The following is a 16712-nucleotide window of genomic DNA, read 5'->3' on the forward strand; positions in this document are numbered from 1 at the left end:
TTTATTTGTTAAGCGCGTAGTTAATCGTCCGGGACTGGACAGCTAACTTGCCTCAACCGAGGCGGGCTGCTAATGATGGTTACTCACATGTCATGGAGCAACCAGGGATGAGAAGTGAGGGCGAGCAAATAGCAGTGGGACTTGAGGATGCCGCAAAAAAGTACGCAGCTTCACGCAAACAGTTCGATGGACTCATTGAGTACGTGCTAGGACTTTTCGGCAACGACTACTGGGGCGAGACTCTGGACGCGGAGGCTAAAGGTGGTTCTCTTCTCGTGAAAATAGCCGGTAAATCGATAAAAATATCGAACGAGTTCAAGTGGGATGACCCAGGCAATAACTGGACGTCATTTGTTGTGGTTAGCGTGAAAGACGCCAAGAACGAAGATGTCGAAATATCAAGAATCGAATACAAAACGCATGGGGTGACATCAGAAATCGGGGAGAGTCCGGCAGACACAATATACATCGGCAACAATGCCGGGTCGGCACTTCTCGTGACCAGACTCATACTCAAAGCGATAAAGGGCTAAATCCAAACAATAAGCCGGCGAATGCCGGCTTATTTCTTTCGCGCATGTCCTCGCCGGGGATTGACCCGGCGACCCTACGGGCAAGGGACGGCATGCGCTCGGCACCATCCGCTGCGGTTGATACGTTGCTCGGCTTGCAGAAAGGTCCGGGGCTCGATCAGTTTAGGCTGTCTTGCCAACGACGCCGGCATCGGCCAGCAGCTCCATGAGCCGATCCAGGGCGCGACCCAGATCCAGGTCATTGGCCACGGCAAACTGCGCTAGGCGCGCTTTGGTGTCCGCATCTACCGTGCAGGAAAAATCCACCGGCAGCCGTTCCTGGTAGTTCGCTGCGGCCCGTTGCCGGGCCATCGAGCGCGATCGACGCTTGCGTTCCGCAGGCGTCATTGCGCGCTCACCAACGGTCGGCCGACCGCGCTGCGCAATCGCTGGCAAACCTGGCAATTCGAGGGTATGGGAGTCTTGCGAGTGCTTTGCCATTTTTGTTTTCCGTGACATGTCACACCAATAAGACAATTATAATTAAATTCATAAAAACACCAATGAATAAAGCCGACCATTTGTCGGCTTTATTCAAGGTCCGCATCGTCGCTTGCGATGCAAGCGACGGGCGGCCCCAACACCAGCAGTGGGTATCCACCATCGCTGAAACCCAATTCCCGGTCCGCTAAGGGGCCTAGGATCGATTGCGAGGAAAAATGAACGTCAAGACCATGGGCGACTACCTGGACGCAGCAAAGGCCGCGCTAGGCATCGAATCGGACTATGCGCTGGCTAAGCGCGTGGGCGTTTCGCACGGAGCGATCAGTAACTATCGAGCTGGCTTCAGCAAGATGGATGACTACGCGGGGTTATGCCGGGATGAAGGGAAAATCTATACACATCGCCTGGATGTACATGATTTTAAAGAATTTTTATGTGGACGTCCGTTCTATAAATTGCGTCCTGCGACTTCATTCTGACCTGTTGCAACCTGCTCAAGCGTTACCAAGCGGGTTCGCGCCTCGGCGATTTCAATATCTTTGCCGTGCAGCCGTCCTTCCAGCACCGAAATGGTCGATCGGTATTGATCGCGCTCACTAGCCAACTGTTCGACATCCTGCTCGCAGCGTTGGAGTTTGCTGTTAAGCACATCGTGGTCGCGTGCCACTTGGCGAAGACCCTCCAGCTCTTTGTTGAGCCCGGTCTGAGTCACCTCATCCCTCCGCCGTTGCTCATTGAGTTGTTGCAGCTCCGATGCTAGGCGGACCGCTTCGCGATTCAAATGAATGACCTCTTCTCCTTTTCCGATCAGGCCATCACGCAGCTGCCGGTTTTCGAGCTGCAGGTGCTGTAACTGCTGCTCGTACTGGCGCTGATCACGGTCTCGCTGCTCCTTGACCGAGTTGCGGTAGTGCTCCAGCGCGTCGCGGGCATGCTGGTGTTTTTCGTCGAGCGAGGCCACATGACGAGCGTTTTCAGTCAGGCGTTCATGTAAATCGCGCACCTGCTGCTCGAGCTGGGAGTTGGCAAGGATGGCGGTCTGACGTTGCTCGCGTGTAATGCCGTGATTTGCCTGCTCAGCTTGGAGTACTTCTCTTACCGATTTCAATTGGTCCTCGAGCTTAGCGACCTGTTGCTGCAGCTCGTTCATTGCCGCGGTTTGTACAGCTAGCCTGTCCTCGTGCCGTTTGGCCGCTTCGGCGATCCGCGAATCAGCCTCTTCGTGCAGGCGCACGGCCAGGCGAGCGACCAAATCCTGTAGCGCTTCACTGATGGCCACGGCGCGGCCTTGCAGGCCCGCTTCTTCCCCTTCCAACTCCTTCAGGTAACGGCTGATGGTGGTTTTGGAGCCGGTATTTCCCAGTTCGACCCGTACTGCGTCGATCGAAGGATGTTTGCCTTGGGCTAGCAGCGCGTCGCGGGCGCGTTGAACTTCGGACTTGTAGATACCGCTGCGTGCCATGTTCCGCCTCGTGAGTGAAATTTCATAACATGATACGTAGCATGTATTTACATACTATAAACTTCCGACAGAAAGCAGAAAAACAGAACAAAATAAAGGCGTGATAATCAAGAGTTATCACGCCTCATGGGGTGCTCAGCCCGAAAATCCACTCAGAATCGGTACGAGTCTCGATCTGGCGTGGAAAACTAGCGGATAAAGTCCTCAACGTTCTATTTATGTGTACCGCCAACTCGGTCCGTCGCGTTATGTCGGAAGCCTAGCTATTCAGTTACTCCTCGCGTAACCGTTCGATGAGCGCACTCCATCAGGACAAGATTGGACCCGGCAGGCAAAATGCCCGGCACAACCAGAACCGAACCGTGCTGATAGATATGACCTCTCTCACCTCGCTGCTGAACACTTTCCGACAATCCTCCCAGTCAGAGCGCGAGAAGGGCGCATACTTCGAAGAGCTAATGCTCTGTTACCTCCGCAACGAAGCGACCTATCGCGACCTTTACAGCGATGTCTGGACGTACGCCGACTGGGCTCAACTGCAAGGTCTCGACAGGCGGGACGCCGGGATCGACCTGGTGGCACGAACCAGCGGGACCGGCGAAATTCACGCGATCCAGTGCAAGTTGTACGCCGAAGACTATCGCCTGCAGAAGAGCGACATCGACAGTTTCTTCACCGCCTCGGGGAAGAAGCCTTTCGCTCACCGCCTCATCGTCAGTACCACCAACCACTGGAGCACCCACGCAGAGGATGCGCTGCGCGACCAGCAGCCCCCTATCAGCAAAATCGACTTAAACGATCTGGAGAACAGCCAGATCGACTGGACCCAGTACCAGCCCAAGATCGCTCCCGCCCTGAAGGCGCGAAAAGAGCTGCGCCCGCATCAGCGGCAGGCCGTCGATGCCGCGTTGAAGGGGCTGCAGATCGCCGACCGGGGCAAGCTCATCATGGCCTGCGGCACGGGCAAGACCTTCACCAGTCTGAAGATCGCTGAAGCCTTGGCAGGCAGTGGCAAGCGCGTGCTCTTCCTCGTGCCCAGCCTGTCATTGCTGTCCCAGACCCTCACGGAATGGACTCAAGAAAGCGCGGTTCCGCTGCACAGCTTCGCGGTCTGTTCCGACAGCGACGTAGGAAAGAAGCGCAAGAAGGACGACGACAGCGTCCAGACCTTCGCGCATGAGCTGCGGTACCCCGCCACCACCGAGCCAGCCCGCTTGGCCTCAGAGCTGGCCAAACGACACGATGACGCACACATGAGCGTCGTTTTCAGCACCTACCACTCCATCGACGTCATCAGTCGTGCGCAGAAGAGCCACGGCTTGGGTCACTTCGACCTCATCGTTTGTGATGAAGCGCATCGAACTACAGGCGCGACATTTGGCGATGAGGACGAAAGCACCTTCGTAAAAGTCCATGACGCGGACTTCATCCATTCGACAAAGCGTCTCTACATGACGGCCACGCCGCGCATCTACGGAGACAGTGCCAAAGCCAAAGCCGAACAGGACAGCGTGGCGTTGTGCTCAATGGACGACGAAGCGCTCTACGGCCGGGAGCTTCATGTCATCACTTTCTCCGAGGCCGTCAAGCGTGGCTTGCTGGTGGACTACAAGGTCATCGTGCTGTCCGTGGAGGAAAGCCATGTCAGCCGCCGCATCCAGTCCTTGCTCAAGGACGAGAACAACCAGCTCAAGGTGGACGACGCGGCCAAGATCATCGGCTGCTGGAAGGCCCTCGCTAAACAGGGACTCGCCGACGAACTGAACAGCGACCACGAGGCCATGAAGCGCGCCGTTGCCTTCTGCCAGGTCATCGAGGTGAACAAGGGCGCGAAGACCCACAAGGTCAGCTCTAAGAACATCGCAGGCATGTTCCAGGCGGTGGTCGAGGCCTACCAGGCGTCCGAGGAGGGCGAGCCCGCCTCGACGCTGGCCTGCGAAGCCGAGCATGTGGACGGCAGCATGAACGCCAGCGAGAAGGAAGCAAAGCTTGCCTGGCTGAAGGCCGATGCCGCCGACAACACCTGCCGCATTCTCAGCAACGTACGCTGCCTGTCCGAAGGGGTCGACGTGCCGGCGCTGGATGCCGTGCTGTTCCTGACCCCAAGGAACTCCCAGGTGGACGTGGTGCAGTCGGTTGGCCGTGTGATGCGCAACGCGCCCGGCAAGAAGCGTGGCTACGTCGTCCTGCCGGTAGTCATCCCTGCCGGCGTGGAGCCACATGATGCGCTGAATGACAACAAGACCTATGCCGTGGTGTGGCAGGTGCTGCAGGCACTGCGCTCGCACGACGACCGCTTCGATGCGATGGTCAACAAGCTGGACCTGATCGGCAAAGACACCAGCAAGATGGAAGTCATCGCCATCACCGACAAGATTCAAAAGAAGCAGGAGAAAGCGAAAGGGCCCAAGAACAAGGATGCAGGCAAGGGCGGCTTCACCATCGGCGAAGCGGTGCCCAAGCGCCCAGGCAAAGAAGACCAGATGACGCTTGAGTTCGAGATTGGCGAAATCGAGAAAGCCATCTATGCCAAGTTGGTTCAAAAGGTGGGCAATCGCCACCACTGGGAAGACTGGGCCAATGACATTGCCAAGATTGCCCGCACTCACATCGACCGCATCACCGGCATCGTTGAGGACCCAGCCAACGAGAAGGAGCGCGCTGCTTTCAGCACCTTCGCCGGTGAGTTGCGCGACGACCTGAACGGCAGCATCAGCGATGGCGAGGTCATCGAGATGCTGGCTCAGCACCTCATCACCAAACCAGTGTTCGATGCACTGTTCGAGGACTACAGCTTCGCCCAGCACAACCCCATGTCGCTCGCCATGCAGGGCGTGCTCGACGTGCTGCAGGAGCACCGGCTGGACAAAGAGGCGGATACCCTCCAGCGCTTCTACGACAGCGTGAAGATGCGTGCCCAGGGCATCGACAACGCGGCGGGCAAACAGAAGATCGTCGTCGAGCTGTACGACAAGTTCTTCCGCAACGCTTTCCCGAAGATGACCGAGCGGCTGGGCATCGTCTACACGCCGGTCGAGGTGGTGGACTTCATCATCCACAGCGTCGCCCACATCCTGGAGACCGAGTTCGGCCAGACGCTCGGCAGCAAGGGCGTCCACATCATCGACCCCTTCACCGGCACCGGCACCTTCATCACCCGCCTGCTGCAGAGCGGACTGATCGCGCCTGAGCACCTAGCCCACAAGTACAAGCACGAAATCCACGCCAATGAGCTAGTGCTGCTGGCCTACTACATCGCCGCCATCAACATCGAGGCGGTCTATCACAGCATCGTGGGTGGCAAGTACCAGCCTTTCGCGGGCATCTGCCTGACCGACACCTTCCAGATGTACGAGAAGGAAGACTTGGTCGATGCCGTGCTCGTGGACAACAGCGCGCGGCGCAAGCGGCAGAAGAAGCTGGACATCCGGGTCATCATCGGCAATCCGCCGTATTCCGTTGGACAAGACACAGCTAACGACAACAACCGGAACGTTGGCTATCCCCATCTGGATTCACGCATCGCTGAGACTTATGCGGGGCGCTCTGACAAGACGTCCGTTCGCAATATCTACGACAGCTACATCCGGGCAATCAGATGGGCTAGCGACCGCATAGGCAGCAGCGGCGTCGTGGGCTTCGTAACGAACGCCGGCTTCTTGGACTCGAAGTCCTCAGATGGAATGCGTAAATGCTTGGCCGACGAATTCAGCAGCATGTACGTTTTCCACCTGCGGGGAAATCAGCGCACTGCCGGTGAAATGTCTCGCAAGGAAGGCGGCAAGGTTTTCGGTAGCGGCAGCCGAGCGCCCATCGCCATTTCATTGCTCGTCAGGAACCCGGCCGCAAAGCAACACGGACAAATCTACTTCCACGACATCGGCGACTACTTGAGCAGAGAGGAGAAACTGGCCAAGATCGAGTCCCTGAGCAGCATTGCCGGTATCACTGCAGCCAAAGGCTGGCAGGCAATCACGCCCGATGTACATGGCGACTGGTTGAGGCAGCGAGACGAGAGCTTTACGGAGCACATCCCACTCGGAGACAAGAAGGGCGACGGTCCCAAGCTGTTTGAGAACTTCTCTTTGGGTATCGCTACCGGGCGTGACACATGGGCCTATAACGCATCGAAATCAGGTGTCGCCGCCAACATGACGCGGATGATCGTGTTCTACAACGCGGAGGCAGAGCGCTTTAACCGCAGTTTTCCTGGCCTGGCTAGGCGGCAGCGGGAAGCACGGGTCGACGATTTCATCAATCCAGATGCAACGCAAATAGCCTGGACTCATAGCCTGAAGCAGGAACTGGCAAAGGGCACGCGCTTCGAGCTTGACCAGCGTTGCCTTATGCCGAGCATCTATCGCCCCTTCAACAAGCAATGGCTGTATTACAACCGTCGCTTCAATGAGCGCCTCTATCAGATGCTGCGCTTCTTCCCGGACGCCGCGGCCAAGAACGTGGTGATCGGAGTATCTGCGTCAGATTCGCGCAGCGCCTATTCGGTGTTCATCAGCGACCATGTAGCCAGCCTGCACGCCGTGGACATGGTGGGCTCGCAATACTTCCCGCTGTACCTGTACGACGATCCGGAAGCCGACGCGGCGGAAACCAGCTCGAAGCAATCGGCCTTGTTCGACACGGAGGACAAGTCGGCGCCAGCTCCGATAGCCAAGCGCCGCGATGCCATCACGGCCGAGGGGTTGGCACACTTCCAGTCCGCCTACTCTGATGAGTCCATCAGCCGCGAAGACATCTTCTACTACGTTTACGGCCTGCTGCACTCGTCCGACTACAGGGAGCGCTTCGCCGATAATCTGGGCAAGGAACTGCCACGCATCCCGCGGGTGAAGACGGCGGCCGACTTCTGGGCCTTCTCCCATGCAGGTCGCAAGCTCGCCGAGCTGCACCTGAACTACGAGAGCATCGAGCCCTACCCGCTGAAGATCGACAGCGGCGGCAAGAAGCTCACCGACGCCGACTACCGGGTCGAGAAAATGCGCTACGGCAAGGGCAAAGGCAAGGACCTGACGACCCTGCACTACAACGACCGAATCACCTTGACCGGCATCCCGCTGGAAGCCTACGACTACGTCGTCAACGGCAAGCCGGCCCTGGACTGGGTGGTTGAGCGCCAGTGTGTCAAGACCGACAAGGACAGCGGCATCGTTAACGATGCCAATGATTGGGCTGTCGAAACCATGGGCAATCCACGCTATCCGCTGGAGCTCTTCCAACGCGTGGTCACGGTTAGCCTGGAAACCATGAAAATCGTGCGCTCACTCCCCAAGCTCGACATCGCGCCGGCAACCAACTGAACCTGAGAAGTCGCGCTGATGTCCACCTTTGAAACGCAGGCGTATCACGTCGATTTCGCGCTCCACACACTGGGCTGGAAGGCCTTCCAGGACTTGTGCGCGCAGGTCATGGAGGAAGAGTTAAAGGCCACGGTTTCGGTGTATCGCGAAGCGCAAGACGGGGGGCAGGACGCAGTGTTCCTCGTGAAGAGTCCTGGTGGGCTCAAAGCGGTGGGTACGGTGCAGTGCAAGTTCTCCAGCAAGCCCGAACAACGTCTGCGACCAGCTGACATTTCCAGCGAACTCGAACACGTCGAGCAGCTCGTCGCTAAGCAGATGGCAAGCGTCTATTACTTCATCACCAGTATGGGGGTGGACGCAGATGTCGCGCGCCAAGTCCGCGAACAGCTATCGGCTAAAGGTGTAGCAGAGCCCCACGTCGTCGGCAAAGAGTGGCTGCTTGGCAAGATCAAGGCGAGTCCGCGCCTCCGTGCGCTGGTTCCTCGCGTCTATGGGCTGGGGGACCTATCCACCATTTTGGACGAGCGGTGCGCCGCCCAGACCCTCGCGCTGCTGGGTGATCATCGCAAGGCCCTCAACGTCTATGTCCCGACGGAGCCGCACCGAGCCGCAGTGCGCATCTTGGCGCAGCACAAGCTAGTGCTACTTCTCGGGGCTCCGGCAACGGGGAAGTCTACCTTAGCAGCCATACTAGCCATGATGGCCGCCGACACGAACGGCGTGCAGGTATTCAAGTGCGACGGACCCATGGAGCTGAAGCAACACTGGAATCCTAACGACAACAAGCGGCTGTTCTGGGTCGACGATGCCTTCGGCGCAAATCTGCTGATGCCGGACTATGTCAATGCCTGGATTGAGTTCATGCCGAAACTCAAGGCAGCGCTTGACCATGGCTGTCATTTCATCCTCACGTCCCGCACGCACATCTGGAAAGATGCTGAGCCCCGACTGGGTTCCAGGAACCACCCTCTCCTGACAACAAGCGTGGCAGTCGTCAACGTCGGAAAATTGACGCAGTCAGAGCGCGAACAGATTCTTTATAACCACCTGAAGGCAGGCACCCAGCCCCCTACATGGAAGGCAGAGATTAAGGACCACCTGCCGAAACTTTCAGCGGAGTCCAGCCTGTTGCCGGAGCTTGCGCGACGCCTAGGTGACAAGGACTACACAGGGAACATCAAAAAGCTCCCAGACGACCTGCTGCGCTTCGTTGCAGACCCGCAGGAGTTTTTAGTGCAGACGTTCAAGGAACTGATGCCAGAGCAGCAAGCTGCTCTTACATTGGTATTCCTCACTCGATCCAGACTTCCTGTCCACCTGCTCCCCGAGGATGAAGCTGCCTTAGTGGCAGCAAGCTACGGCGTGGCGAAGGCCAACATGACTCAGGCCCTGCAGCAACTTGCCGGCTCCTTTGTCGTCCGCCGGAATGACGGCAAGGAATACTGGGCCTTCTGGCACCCGACGTTTGCCGATGCCATCAGCGCGATCCTGAGCAAGCGACCGGACTTGATTGACGTCTACGTGCGGGGTGCAGGGCTAGACACCCTACTCACTGAGGTGATTTGTGAGGGGGCGCCTTCTGTTCGCGATGCTGTCGTGGTTCCACTTAGCAGCAGTGATGCGCTCATCGGGCGGTTATTAGAAACTCCTGATGAAGAAGGTGCGAACGAACAGCTGTTTGAGTTCCTGAACCACCGGCTCCCCAGGGATTTGGTAGAGAAGGTATTGCGGCGTGCCCCCGATGTTCTTGGCCGACAGGGAAAGTATCCGTCTTGGCGCCGTCTCCGTTGGCGGCAAGAAGTTCGCCTTCGAGCCGTGGCTCATGAGATGGGGTTACTCACTAACGAAGTGCGCGAGGCGACAGTCTCCATGCTTAACGACGGTGCCCTCTACTCTCTCGACGCTTCATTTGTTCAAAACGACAGCATCCTCGCAATGTTCCGGCCTTCGGAACTGATGCATCTGACTGCCGGCCTGCTGGCCAAGCTGGACTCGGAAATTGCAGAGAAGATCGTCAAATGTCTGAGGGAAGCGGACCCGGATGGCGACATTGACAGCCAATTCGAAGAGGTCACGGACTTCCTCGACAACATCCGATACCTGGCTGAGGCTGATTGGGTTTTCGAAGAGAAGCATGGCGGGTTGATAGCCGACTTGGAACAAGCCAAGAAGGACGTAGAAGCCGAGAAGTCCAGCGAGGAAGAAGAGACCAGCTTCTTTAACAGCGTCCCCCGAGCTGTGCAGCGCGAGCAGCAGGGTGGTCGCTCAATCTTCAGCGACGTTGATGAATAGCAGTGTAGCGGTTGCGTAATAGCGGCCCTCGGCTTGCTAGAACCGTTGGCCGAACCGGCTAGATGTGGATTGATCGACACCGGCAATCAGCGCGGCATCAGAGAACGCTCCCCATGGTTTATGCCGTCAGCGGCAGTCCTGGCGTATGCATGGCCTAGTCAGCCAAACCAAACAAATGTACGTGGCATGTTCCATGCGACTCATACGTCTAAGATTGTATGAGACTTGGCGTAGCGCTCGGCGGCTGCCATCGCCGCGCTAGCCGTTCCGAGGCTGCAGGAACCAAAGACATTCAGGGGGAACTATGTCTTCTGCCAAGCATGACTTCGAGCGGTTCGTTACTTGGTTGCACGAACCCGCAGTCGAGGCTCCATCTGACGTGCGGCGCCTCGCCAATCTCGTGTTGGCGAACTTTGACGCATTGGAAGGAACGTCACGGTAGCGCAGTCAGCGCTCCAGCTTTCTAGTGAATCATGCGCGGACGACCTTGGCTCAAACACCTGACGGGCCGCCCGGCATCCAGGCAATAGCTGTGGATGGTACCTGGCCTTGGCGGCGCCTACGGAGCATGACCATTGGTCCCTTCCGGGGCTTTCGCACCCCCGAACCGTTTGATCTACAAAAGCGCATCATCCTGTTCTATGGCCCGAACGGCAGCGGCAAAACTAGCCTTTGCGAAGGCCTGGAGTACGGACTTTTGGGGGCCGTCGAAGAGGCCGAGTCCAAGCGCATTGAGGGACGCGCCTACCTTGCCAACCTCCATGCACGGCGGTTTGAGCCACCCGTCCTACGCGCGACTGACCATCAGAATCGTGAGGTAGCGATCACTGCCAATGCCGACACCTTCAGGTTCTGCTTCGTCGAGAAAAATCGCATCGACGCCTTCTCCCGAATTGCTGCCAGGCCGCCCGCCCAGCGTACCGAGCTGATCGCCACGCTGTTTGGCATGGACAAGTTCAACGAATTCGTCGGCCATTTCAACGAGTCGATTGACCAGCAACTGACCCTTATCCCAACCAAACTCACAGTCTTAACCGGCAAGCGCAACGCTTTAATCGCGGATCAGGCGACGGTCAACGGCGAAGCTCAAGCGTTGTTGAGCTTGGCCAATGAAGAAGCCGCGGTGGCACTTACGCACTCGGAGGGGATGACGTATGCGGGGCTGAAGGCGCTCATTGGCACCGCGGAAGCACCTGGACGCCTGCAAGAGCTGGAAGGCATCGTGAACGCCATGCCGCCAGCGGCAATTGGGCTGTCTCGACAAGGTCTGATGGACGCATTCGAGGCGCTACACCGGAGTTATGAAGAGGGTGCCGGCATCGCTGCGCAGCTTCAAGCCCGCAGCAGCCAAGTTTCGTTCAAGGACTTATACACCGCCGTACTGGCCTTACAGGCCAGTGAGGATGGCCACTGCCCGGCTTGTGATACCCCGCTGGCTGAAGTCCAGGCCAATCCGTACGAGAAGGCAGCGGCCGGTCTGATCCAATTGAAGGCACTTGGGGAGCTACAGGGGCAACTGACAGCAGCGCAGGCCAAGGTAGCCGCCGGGTCGCGAGAACTGCGGCGGCAACTTGCCGTTCTGTCCGCCTTCCTTGCCTCCCATGAGAAGCAAGATACAACGGTAGGCCATTACTTGGCTGGCCTGCCAGCAGAACCCCCTGGTGAATGGTGGACAACCATCTATCCCGCGACGGCGGCACATCCGGAAGAAGCTGCTATGGAGCGAGTGACGCTTGAACACCTGATGGCCATAGCAGACCGTGCAGAGGAGCAGGATAGGGCATCAGCTCTTGCGCGACAGGAGCGTCAGAACAACATCGCCGAACGCGATGGGCTCAACGGGTTCCGTTTTGCCGTCCAGGCACAGGATTTGAAACGGCAGCAGCTTGTCGACAGTGTGATCGCGGCCAAAGCCCGCATCGCAGCCTTTGACGTGGACAACGCTGCACTCATTCAGGACGTGGCACAAGAAGCGCTCGACATAGAACGTGATACGCCCATCAAGAGCGCATATGACCGCTTCTTGGCCATGTTGAGGAGTTATCGGGACGAGCTTCCCGGAAATCTGATGGCGGGTCTGAACGACGCAGCGATGAACCTCTACAACGAGTTCAATCGCAACGACTTGGACGCGGATAAGCTTGCGGCCCTGTACCTGCCACTTACTGCCGAGCAGAAAATCGAGATTGCCTTCAGAGGGAACCCGCAGGTTCGAGTTGATGCTCTTCGCATCCTCAGTGAGGGCCATATTCGATGTCTGGGTCTGGCGATTCTGCTTGCCAAGGGCCAGAGTATCCAGAGCCCGCTGATCGTCTTCGACGACGCCATCAACGCTATCGACCATGACCATCGTAGCGGTATTCGCGAGACGATCTTCGAAAGCGACCATTTCATGGATACCCAGCTCATCGTCACCTGCCATAGCAACGAATTCATCAAGGACATCCAGCAGCATCTCCCCGCGCAACGTCGCAACGATTGTCAGGTGTACTTGTTCCGCCATCACACTGGCAACTACCAGCCCCGAGTGACCGGCAATGTTCCCAGTCGGAACTACGTGGTGAGGGCTCGGGCATTCAAGGATGCGCTGGACAACCGGGAAGCGCTGGCGTCATGCCGACAGGGCCTTGAGATGTTGTCTGATAAGGTATGGCGCTGGCTCGCCAGCCACGACCTCGGTGTGTTAAACCTGCAGCTCGCAGGCGTCGGGGCCGAACCAAGCCTGCGCAACCTTTGCGAAGCGCTCTTCAAACGGCTGAATGACGCTACCACCTTCAACCACGCCAATAAGCCTGCTCTGGTGGCCGCCTTCGGCCGCATACTTGGCATCCCCGAGGTCAACTTGGTGTGGACGTATCTCAACAAGGGGACTCACGAAGAGGCAAATAGGGATGACTTCGACGCCGACTTGGTGGAGTCGGTAGTTCATACGCTAGAGGCACTGGACGGTCTCGACCTTCGGGCGGGGCGATAGCGGGACACTCATCCCCTTTTCAGAATGCCAGTGGGCGTGCAGAGCTACGCGTCCGGCCAACCGAAATTGAACAGCCGAATCGTACCGATCAGGATGGTCTTCGTCCTTAGGTGATTCTGCTACAAAGCCCGAATGCCAAGCTTGCGCTGAGCCATCAGAGGGGCGGATCAAAGCCGCAATCCGTCAAACCTACCGGCTCAGCTCTTCAATACTTAGGTGCACGCCCTCGGGCGCCTGGAGTATCCCGGAAATGTCGCGCAGGGAGCGCGTCTTGGCCCGGACGATGACACCACGCGCCCGACCAGCCGGTCGATACGGTAGGCCGCCAGTGGGTCGGGGTTGCGACCGAACAGCGCAGCGAGCTGCTCCAGCACGTCCGCTTCCCTGTTCTCATTAGCGCTATCCGCATCAGGATAGCTTTTCCCGTCGTGGGTCATAGCAGCACCGACACCAGGTACCGGCCAGCGCCCTTTGCGCCAGCATTTGCAGCGTGCGACCACGGCGGCAAGTGAAGCGGTGCTGTAGGGGGCTCTCAGGGCATGGGCCGAGGTATTGGCCCCCACGTTGCGCGGCCAGCGACTGCAGCTGGGCGTGCAATGCAGCTTGGGCGCATTCGGGGCACTGGATCGGTCGGTGCAGCAGCACAGAGGCCGAGGCGCTGAAGCGATGCCCCGCCGGGCAGCGCAAGGCGTAGGCTGCTTTCCAACCCAGCCAGGCTTGTTCCTCCAGGGCGCAGTTTGCCTGCGCAGCATGCTGCTGCAGTCGCACAAACAGCAGGACGGGTTGTGGGTTGAGATGACGTGACATGAGCGTGGCAGTGTGGCGAACAAGGTGCTGGCGACACACTTCGCCAGTCTGGGGGTTCCTACCGTTCATCGTGACCGGCCCAATACCGGTACACCCAGGTTAGGCGAACAGCATGATGCTTGATAGCATGCTTTCTCTCTGACAAGTTGTGTCGGCAAAAGCATGGATATTCATCAGCTATTGGCTTCGTTCGCGGCGGCCTTCACCCAGGAACAACGGCTGGTCACGCTGCACCTCGGTGACGGGGCCAGTTTTGGCGAGCAACTGCTGCCTCAATCGGTGTCCGGTGAGGAAGCGCTGTCCCAGCCCTATCGCTACGTGGTGGAGTGCCTATCGCCCGATGTCGGATTGGAACTCAAATCGCTGCTGGGTCTGCCGGCCGAGCTGGGTATTCTGACAGCGGAAGGCGGCACGGTCGTGCGCTGTGGGGTGGTGACCCGCGCTCAGGCGCTGCCGTCGGACGGCGGCTTTGCCAAATACGGCCTGACCATCGAGCCGCCGTTCTCGTTGCTGCAACACCGCCGTACCAGCCGGGTATTCCAAGACCAGACCCCGGTCGAGATCATCAAGGCGGTGGTGGATGAGCACATCGGCAGCAACCCAGTGTTCGGCGCGTCGTTTGCCATCCGATTCGACCTGAAGCAAACCTACGCTCCCCGTTCCTACTGCCTGCAGTATCGCGAATCCGATTTTGCCTTTATCAGCCGGCTACTGGCCGAGGAAGGCCTGGCTTATCGTTTCGAACACGAGTCCGGTGACACGCCTAAGGTCACGCTGGTCGCTTTTGACGATCCCTATGCACTCCCCCAGGCCGAACAGGGCTCAGCCCGTTTCCATCGCGCCGACGCGACGGAAGCAGCGGACAGCATCACCGACTGGACCAGCGCGCGGCAGCTGGGACCGACCAAGGTATCGCTGGCCAGCTTCGATTACAAACCGGTGCTCACTCAGCAAGTGTCCGAAGACACCGCAGTGGACCAGGGCGCGGGCGGCGAGCAGGCACAGTCCTCCTTGGAGAACTACGATCCGCAGTCGCTGTACTACGCCGGCGATGCCGAGCAGCTGTCGCGCTATGCGCAGATTCGCCAGCAAGCGTTCGACGTCGAGAAGAAGTACTTCCGCGGTAGCGGCACGCTGCGCCAGCTCAAGGTCGGGGAATGGTTTGCCCTGACCGACCACCCGCTGCATGACGCCGACGCGCCAGAGCAGCGTGAATTCGTCGCCAGCAAGCTGAGCTTCACGGCGAACAACAATCTCCCAGGCGACCTGCTCAAGTTTCTGAAGCAAGGCGTCGAGACACCGCAACCCTTCGTGGCTCAGTTCGAAGCACAGCGCCGTGGTATCCCATTGCCGCCGCGCTATGACGACAGCCACCGCGCCAAGCCCACCTCGCTGGGCGTGCAGACCGCCACCGTGGTCGGCCCGGCGGGTGAAGAAATCCACACGGACGAGCACGGCCGGGTCAAAGTGCAGTTCCATTGGCAGCGTGGCCAGGAACATCCCGAGTTCGGTGCCAACCTCGACGAGCGCTCCAGTTGCTGGCTAAGGGTGATCTACCCCAGTGCGGGCGTCGCCTGGGGGCACCAGTTCATCCCCCGAGTGGGGCAAGAGGTCTTGGTCGACTTCATCGAAGGCGACGTCGACCGGCCAGTGATCAAGGGCGTGGTCTACAACGGCAGCCATCCGCCCCCCAGTTTCTCTGGCGCTGGCAACCTGCCGGCGAACAAGACGCTCTCCGGCATCAAGTCCAAGGAATATCAGGGCAGCCAGTATGGCGAGCTGCTGTTCGACGACACCCAGGGTGAAGTCAGAACCAAGCTCTCGTCCGAGCATGGCAAGACCCAGCTGAACCAGGGTTACCTGGCCCACCCCAGAACCGAGGGCAAGGCCGAACCGCGTGGCGACGGCTTCGAACTCAGAACCGACCGCCACGGCGCCCTCCGCGCCGCGCAAGGCCTGCTGCTCAGTACCGAAGCCAAATCCGGCGCCAGCGGTAAACAGCTGGATCGCGAACAGGCGCAAGCCCAACTCGAAGCGGCGCAGCAACTGGCGCAGACCCTGTCCGACACCGCGCAGCATCAACTGGCCGACCCCACTGAGATCGGCCCGGAGACGCTGGATATCGAAGGGGCGAAACAAGCCAAAGCCAGCGCAGGCCACCTCGATCACCTGAACGAAGCACTGAAGGCCTGGGAAGCGGGCTCCAACACCGACGAGCAAGGCAAGAGCGCCAAAGAACAACCCGGCCAGCAACCGATCCTGATCGCCACCGCCCCGGCCGGCATTGCCCTGACCACGCCGAATGAACTGGTGCTCAATGCTGGGCATAACCTCGACCTGGTCAGCCAGCGTGATACCCAGCAGACCACTGCACGGCGCTGGGTGCACAACGTCGGCAGCAAGCTCAGCCTGTTCGTGCAAGGGGTGGCGGACAAGGTGAACCTGAAGCTGATTGCCGCCAAGGGGCACGTGAACATGCACGCCCAAGCTGGCGATGTGGAGATCGTCGGGGACAAGAACGTCCGCGTCTATGCGAATAAAGAAACGCTCACAGTCGCCGCCAAGGAAGAATTGCTGCTCAATTGTGGCGGCGCCTACATCAGGCTATCGGGTGGGAAGATCGAGATTCATGCCCCCGGCAAGCTCAGCGTGAAAGGTAAAAACTACACTTTTGAAGGTCCGGCAAAGCTTAATTTCCGGCTACCGAGCTTCCCTATCGGGGAGCTGAAATTGAAACGCCGCTATTCCCTCTCTCGATAATCGAGATGACCCACTTATGCTGATCAGTCCCCCCTTCCTGCCTACGCGGCAAGACAACGAAACCGACAGTGCCTGGCTAGACCGGG

The 16712-nt window shown here is 58.7% G+C and carries 8 protein-coding genes; 6 read left to right on the forward strand and 2 right to left on the reverse strand.

What is annotated here, in order from left to right:
• Nucleotides 1-107: 107 nt before the first annotated feature.
• A complete protein-coding gene (locus tag NLI84_RS17355) occupies nucleotides 108-533 on the forward strand; it encodes a hypothetical protein (protein WP_255992044.1) in 426 nt (141 codons plus the stop codon).
• A gap of 162 nt (nucleotides 534-695) precedes the next feature.
• Here NLI84_RS17355 and NLI84_RS17360 read toward each other — a convergent pair whose 3' ends face one another.
• Nucleotides 696-1013 carry a hypothetical protein gene (locus NLI84_RS17360; RefSeq protein ID WP_255992046.1) on the reverse strand — a complete coding sequence of 106 codons (318 nt, stop codon included), beginning with the start codon at nucleotides 1011-1013 and terminating at the stop codon, nucleotides 696-698.
• Between the two features lie 218 nt (nucleotides 1014-1231).
• Between NLI84_RS17360 and NLI84_RS17365 the strand changes: the two genes are divergently transcribed.
• Nucleotides 1232-1495, forward strand: coding sequence for a hypothetical protein (locus tag NLI84_RS17365; protein ID WP_255992048.1), 264 nt, complete (start codon nucleotides 1232-1234; stop codon nucleotides 1493-1495).
• Here NLI84_RS17365 and NLI84_RS17370 read toward each other — a convergent pair.
• Nucleotides 1465-2478, reverse strand: a complete 1014-nt coding sequence (locus NLI84_RS17370) for a DNA-binding protein (RefSeq protein ID WP_255992049.1) — start codon at nucleotides 2476-2478, stop codon at nucleotides 1465-1467. The two genes, NLI84_RS17365 and NLI84_RS17370, sit on opposite strands and share 31 nt — an antisense overlap.
• Before the next feature lie 293 nt (nucleotides 2479-2771).
• On the opposite strand from NLI84_RS17370, the gene NLI84_RS17375 reads away from it, so the two are divergent.
• The 4 genes from NLI84_RS17375 to NLI84_RS17390 all read left to right on the forward strand — a co-directional run bounded on the left by NLI84_RS17375 (nucleotide 2772) and on the right by NLI84_RS17390 (nucleotide 16626).
• Nucleotides 2772-7793 carry a DEAD/DEAH box helicase gene (locus tag NLI84_RS17375; protein ID WP_255992050.1) on the forward strand — a complete coding sequence of 1674 codons (5022 nt, stop codon included), beginning with the start codon at nucleotides 2772-2774 and terminating at the stop codon, nucleotides 7791-7793.
• A gap of 18 nt (nucleotides 7794-7811) precedes the next feature.
• On the forward strand, nucleotides 7812-10085 hold the full coding sequence (locus NLI84_RS17380; protein WP_255992051.1) for an nSTAND3 domain-containing NTPase: 2274 nt from the start codon (nucleotides 7812-7814) through the stop codon (nucleotides 10083-10085).
• Between the two features lie 568 nt (nucleotides 10086-10653).
• Nucleotides 10654-13059, forward strand: coding sequence for an AAA family ATPase (locus NLI84_RS17385; protein WP_255992053.1), 2406 nt, complete (start codon nucleotides 10654-10656; stop codon nucleotides 13057-13059).
• A 969-nt stretch (nucleotides 13060-14028) separates the two neighbouring features.
• The gene (locus NLI84_RS17390) at nucleotides 14029-16626 is read left to right on the forward strand and encodes a type VI secretion system Vgr family protein (RefSeq protein ID WP_255992054.1); all 2598 of its coding nucleotides are present in this window, start codon (nucleotides 14029-14031) and stop codon (nucleotides 16624-16626) included.
• The last annotated feature ends 86 nt before the right edge of the window (nucleotides 16627-16712 follow it).

This window comes from Chitinolyticbacter albus (genome assembly GCF_024437655.1).
GTDB classification, from domain to species: Bacteria; Pseudomonadota; Gammaproteobacteria; order Burkholderiales; family Chitinibacteraceae; genus Chitinolyticbacter; species Chitinolyticbacter albus.